Origin of the sequence: Jiella soli (assembly GCF_020615385.1) — a bacterium.
Taxonomy (GTDB): Bacteria; Pseudomonadota; Alphaproteobacteria; order Rhizobiales; family Rhizobiaceae; genus VKMB-3413.
Window position 1 is genome coordinate 55786 of the sequence record NZ_JAJAVB010000004.1, and the last position, 19372, is coordinate 75157.

The window sequence follows — 19372 nt, forward strand, 5'->3', positions numbered from 1 at the left end:
GCTCGGCCTCGGTCGAGGCTGATCCTTCGGCGAGGCGCTTGACCTGCTGGGCGTAGATGTCGGCGCGCTTTTCGACCTCGGCCAGCATCGGTCCCTTGGTCGGCTTGAAGGCGTCGACGCCGACGACGTCGATCACCCGGTCCGGGCCGATGCCGCCAGTGAGGTCCTTGACCACTTCGAGCGGGTTCTCCTCCTCGAAATTGACGATCTCGGCGCCGAGTTCGCGCGCCTTGGCGAGGCGGTCCGGCCGGCGATCGACGGCGATGACGCGCTGGGCGCCCTTGTGCCAGGCGGCGAGGATGGAGAAGAGGCCGACGGGGCCGCAGCCCATCACCAGGACCACCTTGCCGCGGCCGGGCTCGATGTCGGCGATGTCGGCACCGAACCAGCCGGTCGGCGCGATGTCCGACAGGCAGATCGCCTGGTGGTCGGTGATCTCCGGATGCAGCGGCACGAGGTTGGCGTTGGCGAAGGGGATGCGGGCGTACTGCGCCTGCAGGCCGTTGAAGGGGCCGGTCTGGGCCGGGCCGCCGAAGAAGGACGTGCCGGCGGAGGGGCCGTTCGGATTGGCATCGTCGCACTGCGCGGTATAGCCGGACCGGCAGTAGGAGCAGTGGCCGCAGGCGATGGTCGAGGGGATCACGACGCGATCGCCGGCCTTCAGGTTGCGCACCTCCTTGCCGACCTCCTCGACGATGCCGATGCCCTCGTGGCCCATGATCGTGCCCTCCTTCATGCCGGGCATGGTGCCGCGGATCATGTGGAGGTCCGTGCCGCAGATGGCGCTCGAGGTCATGCGCACGATCGCGTCGGTCGGCTCGGCGATCTTCGGGTCGGGGACGTTTTCGAGACGGATGTCGCGGACGCCGTGAAAGACGACTGCCTTCATGAGGTGCTCCTTTGCGGTGTTGTCGACGGCGGTCCTGTTGCCGCCGGGGCCCGGCACGAGGCGCCCCCGGCGGGGAGGGCCGGGATCTCGCTGGTCCAGGCTCGATTCCCGCGGCTAACTCGCTACGGCCGCATTGGGGTCCCGGCTTTTCCTGTTGGCGGCTGCCAATTCGGGCGGGCGCCGCACGATGCGCCGTCCCCGTCCCCGTCGGCCCGCCAAGTCGATCCGGCAGATCCGGGGCATGCGGAACTGCGGCTGGTGCGCGGCGTTTGCCGGGGACACGATCGCTTGAACAGAACGAGATGCGCCGTGGCGACACCCGACGAACAGATCGAACATGGCGGGACCCGGCGTTCCTATGCGCCCGAAGATACGCGCCAGGGCGAGATCGTCCTGAAGACGCTGTGGCGGCGGACGATCTTCATCGCGGGCCTGGCCGGCATCGTCGTCCTGGTGATCGTCGTCACGATTTTCTCCGGCCGATAGGGTTTGCCGGGAGCACCATTGCGCAACTGCGAGGCCTTTCGCCACGACCTGCAGGCAATCCCGGTCACGGCCTCCGCTCACCCAATTCGCCCGGCCCATCTTGAAGATCGAGACCTCGCTTCGCACGTTTGGCGGCGGTGAAACGTCGCAGTTCCCGCATCCGGGAAGAGGTCTGCAAACGCGTCGAAAGGCTGGGACGATCAACGACGATCAGAGCATAACCGCGCGGCGGCAGACCGCGGCTGCGCCTGGGGTCGAGCCGACATGGCAGCTGTTCCACGCCAACAGGACCATCTGGCCGGCGGTGCTCGACCTTTGCGCGTCGGCCCAGCAGACGCTCGACGTCGAGCAGTACATCTTTTCCCGCAAGGGGATCGGGGCCGATCTTATGTCCGTCCTCACCGAGCGCGCGCGTGCCGGCGTCCGCGTCCGGCTGCTCGTCGATGGTTACGGCAGCCTCGGCCTCGCGCCGAGCGAGGCCGGGCGGGCCTTCTGCAAGGCTGGGGGCGAACTCGTCTACTACAATGCGCTGCTGCACCTCGTGAAGAACCCGTTTGCCGGCGTCCATCGCCTGCACCGCAAGTCGATCTTGTGCGACGGGCGGCAGATGATGGTCGGCGGCTCCTGCTTCGAGGACAGGATGGCAGACTGGCGGGACACGATGGTGCTGGCCTCGGGCGACATCGTGACCTCGGCGGAACTGGCCTTCGAACGGGTCTGGCGCTATGGCCGGCACGAGGAGCGCCGTGGCCCGGCGAGCCGCGGCGAGCTCAGCGAGATCGATCCGGAGGCCTGGGCCTATCTGACCAGCGAGCCGCGCCGGCCGACGCGGCAGGAGATCTACCGCACGCTCCTGAAGAAGCTGAGCAGCGCGCGCGAGACGATGGCACTGACCTCGCCCTATCTCATGCCCGACCGCAAGATCTGGCACGCCCTGACCAAGGCCACGCGGCGCGGCGTTGCCGTCCGCCTGATCATTCCGGCGGTGAGCGACCATCCCTCCGTCGACTTCTTCTCCCAGCGGTTCGCCCGGGCGCTGGCAAAGCACGGTGTCGAGGTCTTCGGCTACGAGCCGTCGATGATCCACGCCAAGGTCGCCGTGATCGACGACTGGGCGATGGTGTCGAGCTTCAACCTCGACATGCTGAGCATCGGCCTCAATGTCGAGAACGGGCTGGCGAGCCGCTCCGCCCGGTTCCGGCGGGCGCTCCTCGATCAGTACGAGTGCGACGTCGCGACTTCCACGCGCTTCTGAGACGAAGCCGAGTGGGAGACTGCGATCTTCGCCCAGACCGGCAGGTGATCCGAGGCGATGCGGGCGCGCGATGATGCATGCACGCCCGCGTCGACGACGTCGATGTCGATCGAGAGGATGATCCGGTCGAAGGAGACGAAGGGCAGTTGCGAGTGGAAGCTGAGGCCCGGCGAGACGACGTGATGATCCTGGGCGAAATGCGCCAGGCAGCCGCCATCCGTGTTCCACTGGTTGAGATCGCCCATCATCACCGTCGGCAGGGCGTCCTCCAGATCGGCCAGATGGTCGAGGACCGCCCGGGCCTGGCGTTTGCGCCAGAGGCTGACGAGGCCGAGATGCATACCGACGATCCGCAGCTTTTCGTCACCGATGCGGACGTCGGCGAGGACGGCGCCGCGCGGCTCGAGGGCCGGCAGGGTCAGCCGCTTGGTCCGCAGGACCTCGATCCCCTCGCGCACGAGGAGCGTGTTGCCGTGCCAGCCAAGACTGTATGGCTTCAGGCCGAAATGGATGGGGCGATAGGATGTCGCGTCGCGGATCGCGGCCGGGGACAGGGACGAGATCTTGGCTCCGAAGCGGCGATCGACCTCCTGCAATGCGATGACGTCGGCATCGATCTCGTTCAAGACGTCGAGGATCTGCTGCGGCCGTCGGCGCCAGTCGGTGCCGACGCTCTTGCGGATATTGTATGATGCGACTGAGATCATCGGTTCCCTCGGGCCCGGGCTGCCAAGCATGTTCGAACGGGGCGGCCATGGCGTGAGCCGGCCGCCGTCGCCCTAGGATAGTCCCCGCACGGAGTTTTGTTCCAGGCAAGCCGCACGAGCAAAGCCGCCCGCCCGCCGGATCGTGGCCGCGACGGCGCATCGCGCCGCCTCATAATTCATCAGGCAGACTGGGAAAGTGTGTGATTCGCGTCTGGAATCACAAGTTGTTTGCACACGCAAGCAAAAACCGACTCGACTCCACGGCACGGCGGATGCAGCTTGCCTGCCGATGCGGCAGCTCAGGTTGAGTGAGGGGGTTGTCATGGACTATCAAGATCTTGTGGCGGCAATTTCGGAGGCGCGCGCGGAGACGTCGATCTGGATCGAGGGGCGCAAGGCTTTTCGCCGTCGTGGCGCGCAAGCGATCAATCCATACGGATTGCGGTCGCTGGAATATCAGCTCTGGCAGGAAGGCTTCGGCTATGAGAGGCACCGGATTTCCGACATCAGCCCGCTGAACTGATGCAGAAATCGGGGGATGACGGAATGCGCGGCCGCAGGCGGAGCGGCCATCGCAGTTGCAGCGGCCATCCGCACCGGCCTTAGGCGCAGCATTCTACCAACTAAGCTGGGACGCCTCGGACCATTTTGGCGGTGATCGTGCCAGCGCCGCGCGAAGGGCCGCATTTCCGTTATTCCGGGCTTTGCCTCCGGCGACCTATGAGGCGCCAGGCGCCCGTTGAGCGGCATGCGGCGGTACGAGGTCCGTCGAAGCGCCGCTCTCGCCCGCAAGAAAGCGCGCGCAGGCGCACCCCCCAAGAACCGTCTCGATCATCGCGCGCCCGTTGCGCTCGAGGTCGAAGCTGCGGCCGGAGCGCAGCCATTCGGAGATCAGCCCGGCGACGGCGCTGAAGAAGATGTTCGCCGCGACCGCCGGACACCAACCGGCCTTCAGCTCGCCGTCGCGGCACGCCTTTTCGAAGATCCCGGCGATCACCCGGCGCATGGCCTCGTCGGCCTCGTTGCGGCGGGTCAGCGCCGCCTCCATCTCGCCGACATACTCGCAGCGAAACAGGAAGATCGTTACCACACGCTGCGCCCGCTCGTTTTCAGCGAGATGGCGAAGCGCCAGAAGCGCGTGCCGATAGAGATCGGCGAGCGAGGGGCGCTCCTCCAGTGGCCGCTCGAGGAAGAATTCCTCCTGCGGCAGCTTGGCGCGCTTATGCATGGCGCGGAATAGTTCGAGCTTGTTGGGGAAGTGCCAATAGATCGCGCCGCGGGTCAGGCCCGCCGCCGCCGCGATCTGCGTCAGCGTGGTCGAGGCCACGCCGTTCTCGTAAAACAATGTCTCGGCAGCATCGAGGATCGCCTCGCGCGTCCGCAGCGCATCCTGTTTGGTCCGTCGCAACTCGTCGTTCCCTTGCCCCGATACATTTATGCATGTATGTTTGTTGCAATGCAATAGCGCGCTTCTGCCCGCTGGCGAGGAAAGACGTTCAGATGCATCGGCTTAGTGTGTTTCGGTCCGCCCTCTTGGCGGCCATGATGCTTGTTGTCGGCCCGAAGGGATTCGCGCTCGCCCAGGGCGGCGCGGCGCCGCCGCCGCCCGCCGTGTCGGTCGAGACGGTGACGAGCCGGACGGTGCCGGTGACCTACGACTATCCCGGGCGCGTGGCGGCCTCGCGCGAGGTCGAGGTGCGCGCCCGCGTCGGCGGCATTCTCCTGACGCGCGAGTTCGATGAAGGCGCCCGGGTGAAGCCGGGCGAACTGCTCTTCAAGATCGATCCCGCGACCTATCAGGCGCAGGTGGCGCTGGCGCAGGCCCAGGTCGGTCAGGCCGAGGCCCAGCTCTCGCAGGCGCGGCGCGCCGAAGCACGAGCCCGCACGCTCGCCAGGAGCGGCGCCTCCAGCCAGTCGACGCTGGACGACGCGGTGTCGGCACGCGAGCTCGCCGAGGCCCAGGTGGCGGCCGCCGAGGCGCAGCTTCGCACGGCCAATCTCTCGCTCGACTACGCGACCGTGAAGGCGCCGGTCGCCGGGATCACCAGCCTGGAACAGGTGCCCGAGGGCAGCCTGCTCAGCACCGGCGACCTCCTCACCAAGATCAACCAGCTCGACCCGATCTACGTGAACTTCTCGGCTGCCGATACCGAGGCCGCGACGATCCGGGAAATGCTGGAAGAGGGCAAGTTTTCGAGAGCGAAGGGCATTGCGGATCTCGACGTGACGCTGATGTTCGGCGACGGCCAGACCTATTCGCAGACCGGCCGCATCGACTTCACCTCGACGACCATCGACACGGACACCGGCACGATCCTGTCGCGCGCCGTCTTCCCGAATTCCAAGAGCCAGCTTCTGCCCGGACAGTTCGTGCGGGTGGAGGTGAAGGGCCTGTCGATCAAGGATGCCATCACCGTCCCGACCGAAGCGCTGATGCAGGGGCCGCAGGGAACCTTCGTCTACGTCGTCGACGACAAGAACGTCGCGGCGGTTCGACCGATCACCGTCAGCCGGACGATCGACGACCAGATCGTCGTCTCCTCCGGCCTCGGCGAAGGCGACCGCGTCATCACCGAGGGCGTGGTGAAGGTTCGGCCGGGGGCGCCGGTCGCGCCGCAGCCGGCAGCCCCGCAGGAACAGCCTGCGGAGGCGGGTGCCGCGCCCGCGGCCGCCGCCGAGGAGGGAACCGCGCCCCAACAGGGGCCGGGCACCGAGCGGAAGACGGAGGCCGGCACCGGCGAGGCATCGCAGGCGCTCGCGCTCAGCCAGACGGACAAGGACCCTGCCGGCGTCGCCAAGGGCGTTACGGACGATCCCACGGGACGGCAGCCGCCGGTGCCGCTTTCGGCACTTCCGGACGGGGCCGATGCCAGGCGCGCGACGCGCGGTGAGACCGAGCAGGCGGACGCGGCCCGATGAATGCACGCTTCTTCGTCGACCGGCCGATCTTCGCGGCGGTCATCTCGATCCTGATCACGCTCGGCGGGCTGCTCTCGATAACGAGCCTGCCGATCGAACAGTACCCGCAACTCGTCCCGCCGCAGGTGCAGATCCGGGCGACCTATCCCGGCGCGAGCGCGGAGACGATCGCCCAGACCGTTTCGGCGCCGATCGAACAGCAGATCAACGGCGTCGAGGACATGCTCTACATGCAGTCCGCGAACTCCTCGTCGGGCACCGCGACGATCACCGTCACCTTCGCCTCGGGCACCGATCCGGACCAGGCGACGATCAACGTCAACAACCGCGTCCAGCAGGCCCAGGCTTCGCTGCCGCAGGAGGTCCAGCGTCTCGGCGTCACGGTGACGAAGCAGAATTCGTCCATCCTCGCCGTCGCGACGATGACGTCGAACGACCCGCGCTACGATGCGACCTATGTGTCGAACTACGCGCTGCTCTACGTGCTCGACGAATTGAAGCGTACGCCGGGCGTCGGCCAGGCGCAGCTCTTCGGCGCGCGCGACTATTCCATGCGCATCTGGCTGCGGCCGGACCGCCTGGCCCAGTACGGGCTGACTCCGACCGACGTCGCCAGCGCGATCTCGGACCAGAATGCGCAGTTCGCCGCCGGCCAGTTCGGCGCGCCGCCCACCAATTCCGATCTCGCCTTCACCTATTCGGTGACGACCGAGGGACGTCTGCCGGACGCCGAGGCCTTCGAGAACATCATCCTGCGGTCGAGCGCCGACGGGGCGTCGCTGCTCCTGAAGGACGTCGCGCGGGTCGAACTCGGCGCGCAGGACTACGCCTTCAACGCCACCTATGACGGCAGCCCCACAGTCCCGATCGGCCTCTACCTGCAGCCGGGCGCGAATGCGCTCGACACGCTGGCCGCCGTGCGCTCGCGCATGGACGAATTGTCGAAATCGTTTCCGAACGGGATCAGCTACGCCATTCCCTTCGACACGACGAAGTTCATCGAGGCGTCGATCGACGAGGTGATCCAGACCTTCATCGAGGCGATGATCCTGGTCTTCGTCGTCGTCTTCGTCTTCCTGCAGAGCTTCCGCGCGACGCTGATCCCGATGATCGCGGTTCCCGTGTCGATCATCGGCACGTTCGGCGTGCTCCTCGCGCTCGGCTTCTCCATCAACCTCTTGACGCTGTTCGGCCTGGTGCTCGCCATCGGCATCGTCGTCGACGACGCGATCGTCGTCCTCGAGAATGTCGAGCGGATCATGTCGAGCGAGGGGCTGCCGCCGAAGGAGGCGACGGCCAAGGCGATGACCGAGGTCGCGGGGCCGGTGATCGCGATCGTGCTCGTTCTATGCGCCGTGTTCGTGCCGGTCGCCTTCCTGGGCGGTCTCGCCGGCACGATGTACCGGCAGTTCGCGGTGACGATCGCCGTGTCGGTGACGATCTCGGGCATCGTGGCGCTGACGCTGACGCCGGCGCTGTGCGGCGTTGTCCTGCGCCAGTCGCACAGCCGCCCGCTGGCGCCGTTTCGTTGGTTCAACGCCGGCTTCGAGAAGCTGACCGACGCCTATGGGGCGGGCGTCGTCTTCATCATGCGGCGGGCGCTCCTTTCCATCGTCCTCTTCGCCGGGCTGATCGGCGGGATCGTCTATCTGTTCCAGACCCTGCCGGGCTCGCTCGTCCCCGACGAGGACCAGGGCGTCAACTTCGCCGTCGCCATCCTGCCTCCCGCCGCCTCGCTGTCGCGCACGACGGAGGTGATGAAACGGGTCTCCGACAATCTCATGAAGCATCCGGCGGTGAAGGACGTCGTCACCTTCGCCGGCTTCGACCTCCTGTCCGGTTCGCAGAAGTCGAGCGCAGGCGTCGCCTTCATCACGCTGAAGGACTGGTCCGAGCGCACCGATCCCTCGCTCGACGCGCGCAACCTGACCGGCGCCTTCATGGGCATGAACGCCGGCATCAAGGACGGCATGGTGCTCGCCTTCAACCCGCCGCCGATCCAGGGCCTGTCGACCACCGGTGGCTTCGAGCTCTACGTGCAGGACCGGCGCGGCCGGGGCTCGCAGGGGCTGATCGAGGCGACGCAGAAGCTGGTCGAGGCGACATCCAATCGGCCGGAACTGGCTGGGGTGCGTACCACCTTCGTCGCCAACGTGCCGCAGTACAAGATCGACGTCGACCGGGTGAAGGCCAAGGCGCTGAACGTGCCGATCTCCTCGATCTTCTCCACCATGCAGTCGACCTTCGGTTCGCTCTATGTGAACGACTTCACGCTGCTCGGCCGCAACTACCGGGTCACGCTGCAGTCCGAGGCGAATTTCCGCGAGCGGCCGGAGGATCTGCGCTTCGTCTATGTCCAGGCGTCGAACGGCTCGATGATCCCGCTGGACTCGCTCCTGAACGTCAAGCGAGTGATCGGGCCGGACCTCATCGAGCGCTTCAACGGCTTCCAGTCGGCCAAGGTCTCCGGCGGCCCGGCGCCGGGCTTCTCCTCGGGCCAGGCGCTCGCCGCGATCCAGGCGGCGGCGGCCGAGACGCTGCCGGAGGGCTACGACGTCGCCTGGACGGGTTCGGCCTATCAGGAGATCGCTTCCGGCGGCACCGGCGCCACCGCGATCGGCTTCGGCATCCTGATGGTGTTCCTGATCCTTGCCGCGCTCTACGAGCGCTGGACGCTGCCGGTCGCCGTTCTCCTCGCCGTTCCCTTCGCGGTGGGCGGCGCGCTGCTGGCGATCTACCTGCGCGGGCTCGACAACGACGTCTACTTCCAGATCGGCCTCGTGACCCTGGTCGGCCTAGCCGCCAAGAACGCGATCCTGATCGTCGAGTTCGCCGTCCTGCAGCGGGATAGGGGCATGTCGGCCTTCGATGCGGCGCTTGCCGGGGCGAAGCTCCGGTTCCGGCCGATCGTCATGACCTCGCTCGCCTTCATCCTCGGCGTCCTGCCGCTGGCGATTTCGACGGGTGCCGGATCCGCCTCGCGTCATTCGATCGGCACGGGCGTCATCGGTGGCATGCTGGTGGCGACCTTCGTCGCGATCTTCTTTATCCCGCTGTTCTACCGCCTGTTCGCCGGCCGCGGAGCGCGCCCGGCGGTGTCGAAGGATTCCGCCGCGCCGGTTTCGGCCGAGTAGACGCGTACCGGGTACCGGCAGCGGCTGGGCAGGGGGCGGAACGGCGACATCAGCCGATCCGCCCCTTTTTTTTCGTCGGGCGCCGCTCCGACAGGCCGAGGCGCCGCGCGCCGGTGCGGCCGATCGCAAGGGGCCCTGACGGCTTGATCGAGGTCAATGCCGGTGGGAGCGGGTTCGAAGAGGGTGCGGGGCATCGAAACCCGGCGTACGCCGTCGGCCATCCGAGAGAGCCCTGCCATGACCATGATGAAAGCGGCGGTCTTCGTCGAACCGAACCGGATCGTGCTGGAAGACAAGAAGATGCCGGACGTCGGTCCGCTCGACGCCCTGATCCGCATCACGACCACGACGATCTGCGGCACCGACATTCACATCCTCAAGGGCGAATATCCCGTCGAACGGGGCCTCACCATCGGCCATGAGCCCGTCGGGGTGATCGAAAAGCTGGGCTCGGCGGTGAGCGGCTATGCCGAAGGCCAGCGGGTGATAGCCGGGGCGATCACGCCGAGCGGCCATTCCAACGCCTGCCTGTGCGGCTGTCATTCCCAGGACGGGGCGGGCACCAAGCACGGCTTCAAGCCGATGGGCGGCTGGCGCTTCGGCAATACGATCGACGGCGCCCAGGCGGAGTATCTCCTGGTGCCGGACGCGATGACCAATCTTGCGCCGATCCCGGACGGACTTACCGACGAGCAGGTCCTGATGTGTCCGGACATCATGTCGACCGGCTTTTCCGGCGCCGAGAGCGGCGCGGTGAAGATCGGCGACACGGTGGCCGTCTTCGCCCAGGGTCCGATCGGTCTCTGCGCCACGGCCGGCGCCAAGCTGATGGGCGCGACGACGATCATCACGGTGGAATCGGTGCCGGCCCGCATGGAGATCTCGCGCAAGATGGGCGCCGATCACGTCGTCGACTTCACCAAGGGCGACGTGGTGGACCAGATCATGGCGCTGACCGACGGTCGCGGCGTCGACGTCGCGATCGAGGCACTCGGCCGCCAGGAGACCTTCCAGGGCGCGCTGCGGGTCCTGCGCCCGGGCGGAACGCTCTCCTCGCTCGGCGTCTATTCCTCCGACCTCGTGATCCCGCTCGGCCCCTTCTCCGCCGGGCTCGGCGACAACAAGATCGTGACCACGCTCTGCCCCGGCGGCAAGGAACGCATGCGCCGCCTGATGTCGGTAATCGAATCCTCGCGGCTCGACACGCGGCCGCTTGTGACCCATCGTTACAAGCTGGAAGAGATCGAGGCTGCCTACGATCTCTTCGCAAATCAGCGCGACGGCGTCCTCAAGGTCGCGATCACGCCGTGACGGTTCCACGCCCGGCAGACGATTGATCGAAGCGGGTGCGCCATCGGGACGGCTTGGGAGGACCGTCCTGAAGGTCGCGGCGACCCTTGAGGGAACGACGAAGAGATGAGCACCCGGAATTTCGACGCGCTGTTTTCGCCGCGCTCGATCGCGCTGATCGGCGCGAGCAACGAGCCGCACAGCGTCGGCAACGTGATCGCCCGCAATTTGTTCGAGGGCGGGTTCTCCGGCCCGATCATGCCGGTGAACCCGCATGAGGCCGCGATCGCGGGGCGAAAGAGCTTCACCTCGGTGTCCGCCCTGCCGCTGGTGCCGGACCTTGCCATCGTGGCGACGCCGGCGCCCACCGTGCCCGGCATCGTCGGGGAACTTGCCGCCCGCGGCTGCCGGGCGGCGGTGGTGATCTCCGCCGGGCTCGGGGAGACCCGGGATGGTGCGACCCTCCGCCAGGCGATGCTCGACGCGGCGCGGCCGCATCTGATGCGTATCGTCGGGCCGAACTGCCTCGGCATTCTGTCGCAGCCGCTCGGCATCAATGGGAGCTTTTCGCATCTGTCGCCGAAGGCGGGCGATATCGCCCTCGTCAGCCAGTCCGGCGCGATCGTCACCGCCATCCTAGACTGGGCGGACGAGCGCGGGATCGGTTTCAGCCACGTCGTCTCGCTGGGCGACATGTGCGACGTCGATTTCGGCGACATGCTCGACTTCCTGTCGACCGACCGGGCGACCCGTTCGATCCTGCTCTATGTCGAGAACATCACCTTCGCCAAGAAGTTCATGTCTGCCGCCCGCATCGCCGCCCGCTCGAAGCCGGTCGTGGTGATCAAGGCCGGCCGCAGCGCCGAGGGCGCCAAGGCGGCGCTGTCGCATACCGGCGCGCTTGCGGGCTCCGACAAGGTCTATGACGGTGCCTTCCGCCGCGCTGGCGTCCTTCGGGTGGGCGAGCTGGAGGAGCTGTTCGAGGCGGCGTCGACGCTCTCGACCGGTATCCGCATCACCGGCGACCGGCTGACCATCCTGACCAATGGCGGCGGCGCTGGCGTTCTCGCCGTCGACGCGCTGAAGGCGCGCGGCGGCACCCTTGCAACGATCTCCGAGGCGACGCTCAAGGAGCTGGACGCGGTGCTGCCGCCAACCTGGTCGCACGGCAATCCCGTCGACATCATCGGCGATGCAACCGGTGCGCGCTACGGTGCCGCGCTGGAGGCTCTGCTGAAGGACCGCGAGAGCGACGCGATCCTCGTCATCAACTGCCCGACCGCAGTGGCCGACGTCATGGAGGCCGGCAAGGCCGTCATCGCCGCCAAGGCGAAGCGGCCACGCTTTCCCGTGCTCACCAACTGGCTTGGCGGAACCGCCGCTGCTCCGGTCCGACAATTCTTTGCGTCCGAACGGATCCCGACCTTCGAGAGCCCGGACAAGGCCGTTCGTGCCTTCACCCATCTCGTGCGCTATCGCCGCAACCAGGAACTCCTGATGGAGACGCCGACGGCCGGTGTCGCGATCGCGCCGGAGGCGGTCGAGCGCGCCCGCAAGGTCATCGAGGCGGCGAAGGCGGCAGGCCATCGCACCCTGAGCGAGTGGGAGGCCAAGGCCGTCCTTAAGCTCTTCGGCATTCCGGCCGTCGAGACCTTCCTCGTGACGACGGACGAGGAAGCGGAGGCGCGTTTCCGCGAGATCGGCGCACCCGCGGCGCTGAAGATCGTTTCGCCCGACATCACCCACAAGTCGGACGTCGGCGGCGTGCGTCTCGACATCGCCTCCGCCGCGGCGATGCGGACCGCTGTCGCGGAGATGCGCGACGCGGTGCAGGCCGCGGCGCCCGAGGCCCGGATCACCGGCTTCACCGTCCAGCGGATGGTGTCGCGGCCCGACGCGTACGAGTTGATCGCGGGACTGGCGACCGACGCGACCTTCGGCCCGGTCGTCCTGTTCGGGCGCGGCGGCAAGGCGACGGAGGTGATCGGCGACCGGGCCATCGGCCTGCCGCCGCTCAACTCGGTCCTTGCCCGCGAGATGATCCGCGAAACCGAGATCGCCAAACTGCTTGCGGGCTATCGCGACGTGCCCGCCGTGCCGCTCGATCCGATCGCCGACGTCCTCATCCGGCTCGCCGAACTCGCCGTCCTCCTGCCGGAGGTGGCCGAACTCGACATCAACCCGCTTCTCGCCGATGCCGAGGGGGTGGTTGCGCTCGACGCGCGGGTGACGCTGCGAGCTGACGGCACCAGGGTGGTGGGACCGGCCATCCGACCCTATCCGCGTGAGCTCGAACGCGAGATCACCATCCGTGACGCCGAGCGCTTTCTGCTCCGGCCGATCCGGCCCGAGGACGAACTCGCGCTCGCCGACATGGTGGCGCATTGCACCGACCATGATCTCCGGCTTCGTTTCATGGGGCCGATCAAGGTGTTCCCGCACCAGACCGCGGCGCGCTTCTCGCAGATCGACTACGACCGCGAGATGGCCTTCGTCGCCGTCGCGCCCGGCTCTTCCTATGGCGAGGGCCCGATTTCCGGCGTCGTGCGCCTCGTGGCCGACCCCGAGAACGAGGCAGCGGAGTTCGCCGTCCTCGTGCGCTCGGACATGAAGGGCCACGGCCTCGGCTACGCGCTGATGAACGAAATCCTTGCCTATGGCCGCAATCGCGGGCTCGCCCGGATCTATGGCGAGGTGCTGCGCGAGAATGCGACCATGCTGCGGATGGCGCGCGAACTGGGCTTCCATCTGGATGGCGCCGAAGCCGGCGCCGACACCGCGCGGGTGACGGTGGAGTTCGGCGGCGGCCAGAACGAAGCTGTCGTTCCGTAGGCAGACGGGACGAGGAATGCCTCGACCGGCTTCCGCGGCCGTTCGGTGCGGCCCAGATTAACTGGTCGGCTAAGGTTTTGCCGGCCGGTCGTTAACATGCCGCGTTTGCTTGGCTTTCCGACTGGGCGCGGAAGGCAGCAGCGCGATCGCGCTGCGCCCTGTCTTTTCATGACGATCCGTGACCCATCTTAGGTCGCACGCCCCGATCGATCTGACGCCCCGATCGATCCGACGCAGCGTCAGGAGCAGTCAGACAGGAGCCGCCGTGCATCTCGGCCCCCGCCTTCTCGCAGCCATCCTCCTCGTCCTCGCGATGTCCGGTCAGGCGCCTGCCCAGGATTCGGGCGGCGGTATGAAGGCCTATTCGGAGAAGACGATCAATGCGGGCCTCCCACCGGCGCCCGATTCCGTCAATCGCGAGACGCCGCAGGCGATGATGGAAAGCTTTCTCTTCTCTGCCGAGGCAGAGGCCTGGAAGACGGCGGCGCATATGCTGGATCTGTCCAACATCGACAAGGCGCAGCAGGCCGATCTCGGTCCAATCCTGGCGCGGCGCCTGTACCAGATCGTCCAGCATGCCATGTGGCTCGACTGGGGCGAATTGCCCGACCGGCCAGACGCCCTCGAAGCCAACGCGTCGAGCAAGAATCCCATGGCCGGGGAGCCGCGGCGCAGCATCCGGCTCTCGATCATCGACCTCCCGGAACGCCCGGTCTCGATCCGTATCGCCCGCGTGAAGCCCGAGAACGGCGAACCCGTCTGGCTGTTCTCGCGCCAGACGGTCGGCAACATCAACGAGATGTATGCCTATTACGGGCCGACGCAGTTCGAGCAGTCCTTGCCGACCTGGATGCAGAAGACCGCCTTCTGGACGCTCGCCTGGTGGGAAGTGATCGCGCTGCCCGTCGTCCTGATCATCGCCCTCGTGGCGGCGGCGCTCGCCTATGTCGGGATCGGCCGCCTGAAGCGCTGGAAGCGCTTCGGCATCGCCGGCCGAATCCTCGATGCCGTCCAGATGTCGGTGGCTCTGCTCGTCTGCGTCTGGACGTTCTCGATCGTCCGGAGCCTCCTCTTCACCTTCTCGGGTGCGGTGAACGCCTTCCTCGGTCCGCTGCAGACCGTGCTCTTCGTGATCGCGCTGGCCCTCATCGCGGTGCGGATCGTCGACGCGGTGCTCGAACGCGTCGTCCGGCACAACATCCGCGAGCTGGGAGAAGCCGAGGCGGCCGAGCAGCGCAACCTCTACACGAACATCTCCGCCGCCCGCCGGGTTGCCATCGTGCTCGCCGTCCTGATCGGCACGGCGCTGGTGCTGATCCAGATCAACGCCTTTCAGATGCTCGGTTTCTCATTGCTTGCCTCGGCCGGCGTCATCGGACTGATCTTCGCCTTCGCCGCACGCAGCATCCTTGCCAATATCATGTCGAGCCTGCAGATCGCATTCGCCAAGACGGCGCGCATCGGCGACGCCGTCCTCTACAAGGGCGACTGGTGCTATGTGGAGAAGATCAACTTCACCTATGTCCAGCTGAAGAGCTGGGACAACCGCCGCCTGATGGTGCCGGTCGCCGAGTTCGTCTCGAACACGATGGAGAACTGGACCAAGCAGGATCCGACCCTGATCAAGCCGGTGGTCCTGCATCTCGACCACCGGGCCGATGTGGACAGGCTCCGCGAGGCGTTTCAGCGCTTCGTCGACGAGGCCGACGACGTCATCGACAAGGACCAGGCGAAGGTCCAGGTGATCGACCAGGACTGGCAGGGTATGATCGTGCGCTTCATGGTGACGGGCGAGGATCCGGTCGCGGCCTGGGGGATGCACTGCCGCCTGCGCGAGGAGATGCTGAAGGCCGCCGCGAAGCTGGAATCGGAAAGCTCCGAGCAGATCCCCGATCGCCCCGCCTACCTGCCGCGCGAGCGCGAGATGCTGATCGGCGAGTTCGCCGGAGGCACTTGAGGCCGCGACCGCGCGGCGTCCACGAGCCTAAGCGCCGATCGCCGCCAGCATCTTCTTCGTCAGCGACTGGCGGACATCGCCATAGCCGGCCCATGGGTCGGCCTCGTCCAGCCGCTTCAGCACCGCGTCGATGTCGAAGCCGTTGGCCGCGGAGAGCGACGAAAGCTCGTCCCACGTGACCGGCGTCGCAACCGGCGCGCCGGCCCGCGAGCGCGTCGAATAGGGGGCGATCGCGGTGGAGCCGCGCTCGTTGCGCAGCCAGTCGACGAAGATCTTGCCCTTGCGCTTGGCCTTGGACATCGTCGCGACGAACCGGCCTGGCTCTTCCGCCGCCAGATGCTGGGCGAAGGCCCGAGCAAACCCCTTCAGGTCGTCCCAGCCCTGCCGGCGCTCCAGCGGCGCGACGATGTGGACACCCTTGCCCCCGGTCACCATCGGAAAGGTTTCGAGGCCGAGATGGGCCAGCGCGTCCCGCAGGTCGGTTGCCGCCGCCTTGACGTCGGAAAAGGCCAGACCCTCGTCCGGGTCGAGGTCAAACACCAGCCGGTCCGGCCTTTCCAGCCGATCGTTGCGCGCGCCCCAGATGTGGAATTCGAGGGTCGACATCTGCACTGCGCCGACGAGCGCCGCGGCGCTCGGCATGGTCAGGTATTCGGCGGTTCCGCCTTCCTTCTCTGCGATCGTGACGGTCTTGACCGCATCGGGGAACCCGCCGCTGTCGTGCTTCTGGAAGAAGCAATGCTTGGCCGGGCCGTCCGGGCAGCGCACCAGCGAGACCGGCCGGTCGCCGGCGTGAACCAGCATGCGCTCCGCCACTTCCTCGTAATAGCGGGCGAGATCGCCCTTGGTGACGCCCTGGCCTTCGAAGACGATCCGGTCCGGATGGGTGATGCGGATGCCGGCGATCTCGACGGGGTCGCCGCCCTTGCCGCCCTTGGCGCTCCTGCCGCGTGACCCGCCGCCCGGCTGCGCTTTCGCCGGTCCCCTCGCGTCGGCCGTCTTTCCGTCCTTCGGCTGCGGCGTCTCGTCCGTCACCTCGTTCGCTCCCTTGTCCTCGCGCAGGCCCTTGAAGACGCCGTGTCGGACATGGCCGTCGGCGGTCAGCTCCGCGAACTCCACCTCGGCGACGAGGGAGGGCGTCACGAAACGCGCCTGGCGCCGAACGTCCGGTGGGATTGACGCGAAGGGCGAGGTCTTGCGGGCGAGCCCGTCGAACCTGGCGGCCAGTTCGTCCATCCGCGCCTCGTCGAAGCCGGAGCCGACGCGGCCGCGATAGACGAGGTCGCCGCCCTCCATCACGCCGATAAGGATCGAGGAGAACGGCCGGCCGCGCTTGTCGGAGGGCCTGAAGCCTCCGATGACGAATTCCTGGCGCCTGGAGCACTTCACCTTCAGCCAGCTCTTCGACCGGCCGGAGCGATAGGGTACGTCGGCCCGTTTCGACACGATGCCTTCATGCCCGGACGCGCAGATCTGCGAGAACACCGCCGGGCCGTTGCTGGTGACGTGTTCGCTGTAGAGAAGCGTCTCCGATTTCGCCTCGCCGAGAAGCGCCTTCAGCGCGGCTTTGCGTTCGGTCAGCGGCTGCGACGTCAGATCCTCGCCGTCGAGCGCCATGAGGTCGAAGCAGAAGCAGGTAAGGGGCCCACCCTCGGAAAGATGCTGCTGGAGGGTCGAGAAGTCGGTCTTGCCGTTGTCGTCGAAGGCGACGATCTCGCCGTCGATCAGAGCCGAGCGGCAGGGGAGGCCCTTCGCGGCCTCGGAGATGGGGCCGAACTTCTCCGTCCAGTCGAGGCCGTTGCGGGTGTAGCAGCGAACATCGCCGCCGCCGGCCGCGATGACGACGCGGTAGCCGTCATACTTCATCTCGTGCAGCCATTCACGCCCCTCCGGCGCCGCGTCGACGAGGGTGGCGAGCTGCGGCGGATGAAAGCGCGGCAGCGGCAGCGCCTTGCCGCCGGCGTCGCGCTTGGCGGTCTTCGCAGCGGAGGATGGCGTCTTCGCCTTGGTGCCGGCCGGCTCCTTCCCGGCGCGGGATCGCTTGGGCTCGGCCTTCGGCTTTGTCTGGGGCGCGGCCGTTTCCGTCTCGCCGGGTGCGCGCGTATCGTCCCAGACATCGTCCTTCGCCACGGCGATCTCCGCCATGGCGCGGCCGGTCTTCACGCTCCTGTCCGCCTTGAGGATGTCCTCGCCCTCGCCGGGATGGGCCTCCTCGTCCTTCTCCTTGATCAGGAGCCAATTCTCGCGCTTTTCCTTGCCGCGCGGCTTCATCCGGACGAGCGCCCAATGGCCGTGCATGCGCTCGCCGTGAAGGTCCATCTTCAGGCTGCCCTTCTTAAACCCCGCCACAGGGTCCTCGCGGGGCTCCCAGGTGCCGCGGTCCCACAGCATCACGGTGCCGCCGCCATATTCCTTCTGCGGGATCGTGCCCTCGAAGTCCCCGTATTCCATCGGGTGGTCTTCGGTCCTGACGGCGAGGCGCTTGTCGGCCGGGTCGAGGCTGGGGCCCTTGGTGACCGCCCAGCTCTTCAGGACGCCGTCCCATTCGATGCGGAAGTCGTAGTGGAGCCGCGTCGCGTCGTGCTTCTGGACGCAGAAATACAGCCCCTCGCCGAACGGCGTGGCTTCGCCGCCGCCGGCCGGCTCCCGGGTCCGCGAGAAGTCGCGCTTCTCCCGGTAGGTCTTCAGCAGCGTCTCGCCGCCCGCGCGGGCCTTCGTCTGATTGGCGGATTTCCCGGTCATCGCAGGGCCTCGGGTCAGGCGCTCTTGCGGCTTCGGCTGGCCGACTTCGACGGTGCCGCCTTGCCGCTTCCGGACTTCGCGGAGGACGAGGACTTCGATCCGGAGGCCGAGGATTTCGAGCTTGCGGTCTTGGAGCGCGACGCAGAGGTGCTGGAGGACTTGGTGCGCCGGCTGCTCGTGCCCGCCCCCTTCTTCGCGGACTTGCCGCTGTCGGCGTCCGTATCGTCCTTCGCGCCGCCGGTCTCCAGGCTCTTCTTCAGCGTCGCCATCAGGTCGACGACGTTGCCCTTCGTCTGACGCGGCGCCTCGTCATCCTCGCTACGGGTGATCGCCTTGCCGCCGCTCTTGCGCTTCTCCGCGATCAGCTCCTTCAGCGCCGCCGTATAATGGTTCTTGTAGTTCGAGGCGTTGAAGTCCGAGGTCTTCTTCTCGATCAACTGGGAGGCGACGGCGAGAAGATCCTCGTCGGCCTCGTCCTCGGAAATCTCGGAGAAGAGCGAATCGGCTTTTCTCACCTCGTTCTCGTAATGGAGGGTTTCGAGGAGAAGGCCCGAGCCGCAGGGGCGCACGGCGACGAGATACTCCTTGCCGCGCAGCGCCAGCTGGCCGAGCCCGGTCTTCTGCGACTGTCGCAGCGCGTCGCGCACCACGCGAAAGGCGTCTTCGGCGAGTTCGTCCTGCGGCACGACATAATAGGGCTTGTCGAAATAGAGCGGCGGGATCGAGCAGGAATCGACGAACTGGACGAGCTCCAGCGTCTTCTTCGTCTCCAGCTTGACGTCCTCGATCTCCTCGTCGGAGAGGATGACATATTCGTCCTTGGCGATCTCGTAGCCCTTGACGATGTCGTCCTTGTCGACGGGGCCGATTCCCTCCACGACCTTGTCGTAGTGGATGCGCTTGCCGGTTTCGCGGTGGATCTGCCGGAAGCTGATCGTCTCGGACGAACTCGTCGCCGTGTACATCTCGACCGGGATCGAGACCAGCGACAGACGGATCTGTCCCTTCCAGACGGGCCGTGGCGCCATTCCTCAACTCCTGACACATTCGGGCAGGGTGATCCTGCCCGGAAGACTGCCGCAACTTGGTCACAAACGGCGCCTCGGCGGAGTCGTTCCCTCGGAAAAGCCGAGTCATTTCAGAATCTTGGCCGCGCGAAAG

The 19372-nt window shown here is 67.1% G+C and carries 11 protein-coding genes and 2 pseudogenes; 8 read left to right on the top strand and 5 right to left on the bottom strand.

Annotated elements, in window-relative coordinates; translation table 11 throughout:
• Positions 1 to 118: 118 nt before the first annotated feature.
• A pseudogene (locus LH400_RS26250) lies at positions 119 to 889 on the bottom strand (alcohol dehydrogenase catalytic domain-containing protein); the annotation flags it as partial.
• Positions 890 to 1198: 309 nt separating this feature from the next.
• Here LH400_RS26250 and LH400_RS03785 point away from each other — a divergent pair.
• The gene (locus tag LH400_RS03785) at positions 1199 to 1375 is read left to right on the top strand and encodes a hypothetical protein (RefSeq protein ID WP_229151328.1); all 177 of its coding nucleotides are present in this window, start codon (positions 1199 to 1201) and stop codon (positions 1373 to 1375) included.
• Positions 1376 to 1679: 304 nt separating this feature from the next.
• A complete protein-coding gene (locus tag LH400_RS03790) occupies positions 1680 to 2630 on the top strand; it encodes a phospholipase D-like domain-containing protein (RefSeq protein ID WP_229151329.1) in 951 nt (316 codons plus the stop codon).
• Here LH400_RS03790 and LH400_RS03795 read toward each other — a convergent pair.
• The gene (locus tag LH400_RS03795) at positions 2591 to 3337 is read right to left on the bottom strand and encodes an endonuclease/exonuclease/phosphatase family protein (RefSeq protein WP_229151330.1); all 747 of its coding nucleotides are present in this window, start codon (positions 3335 to 3337) and stop codon (positions 2591 to 2593) included. The two genes, LH400_RS03790 and LH400_RS03795, sit on opposite strands and share 40 nt — an antisense overlap.
• A gap of 322 nt (positions 3338 to 3659) precedes the next feature.
• On the opposite strand from LH400_RS03795, the gene LH400_RS03800 reads away from it, so the two are divergent.
• The gene (locus LH400_RS03800) at positions 3660 to 3860 is read left to right on the top strand and encodes a hypothetical protein (protein WP_229151331.1); all 201 of its coding nucleotides are present in this window, start codon (positions 3660 to 3662) and stop codon (positions 3858 to 3860) included.
• A 195-nt stretch (positions 3861 to 4055) separates the two neighbouring features.
• Here LH400_RS03800 and LH400_RS03805 read toward each other — a convergent pair whose 3' ends face one another.
• The gene (locus LH400_RS03805; RefSeq protein ID WP_304502357.1) at positions 4056 to 4745 is read right to left on the bottom strand and encodes a TetR family transcriptional regulator; all 690 of its coding nucleotides are present in this window, start codon (positions 4743 to 4745) and stop codon (positions 4056 to 4058) included.
• A 92-nt stretch (positions 4746 to 4837) separates the two neighbouring features.
• Between LH400_RS03805 and LH400_RS03815 the strand changes: the two are divergent.
• The 5 genes and pseudogenes from LH400_RS03815 to LH400_RS03835 form a co-directional block, all read left to right on the top strand.
• Positions 4838 to 6007 (top strand): annotated as a pseudogene (locus LH400_RS03815) (efflux RND transporter periplasmic adaptor subunit); the annotation flags it as partial.
• Positions 6008 to 6252: 245 nt separating this feature from the next.
• Positions 6253 to 9390, top strand: a complete 3138-nt coding sequence (locus tag LH400_RS03820; protein WP_229151333.1) for an efflux RND transporter permease subunit — start codon at positions 6253 to 6255, stop codon at positions 9388 to 9390.
• 237 nt (positions 9391 to 9627) lie between these two features.
• Positions 9628 to 10701, top strand: coding sequence for an NAD(P)-dependent alcohol dehydrogenase (locus tag LH400_RS03825; RefSeq protein WP_229151334.1), 1074 nt, complete (start codon positions 9628 to 9630; stop codon positions 10699 to 10701).
• A gap of 105 nt (positions 10702 to 10806) precedes the next feature.
• The gene (locus LH400_RS03830) at positions 10807 to 13512 is read left to right on the top strand and encodes a bifunctional acetate--CoA ligase family protein/GNAT family N-acetyltransferase (protein WP_229151335.1); all 2706 of its coding nucleotides are present in this window, start codon (positions 10807 to 10809) and stop codon (positions 13510 to 13512) included.
• 265 nt (positions 13513 to 13777) lie between these two features.
• On the top strand, positions 13778 to 15469 hold the full coding sequence (locus LH400_RS03835) for a mechanosensitive ion channel family protein (protein WP_229151336.1): 1692 nt from the start codon (positions 13778 to 13780) through the stop codon (positions 15467 to 15469).
• A 27-nt stretch (positions 15470 to 15496) separates the two neighbouring features.
• Here LH400_RS03835 and ligD read toward each other — a convergent pair whose 3' ends face one another.
• Positions 15497 to 18211: a DNA ligase D gene (gene ligD / locus LH400_RS03840; protein WP_229151337.1), complete on the bottom strand. Its 2715-nt coding sequence runs from the start codon at positions 18209 to 18211 to the stop codon at positions 15497 to 15499.
• Between the two features lie 14 nt (positions 18212 to 18225).
• The gene (gene ku, locus LH400_RS03845) at positions 18226 to 19239 is read right to left on the bottom strand and encodes a non-homologous end joining protein Ku (protein WP_229151338.1); all 1014 of its coding nucleotides are present in this window, start codon (positions 19237 to 19239) and stop codon (positions 18226 to 18228) included.
• Positions 19240 to 19372 lie beyond the last annotated feature (133 nt).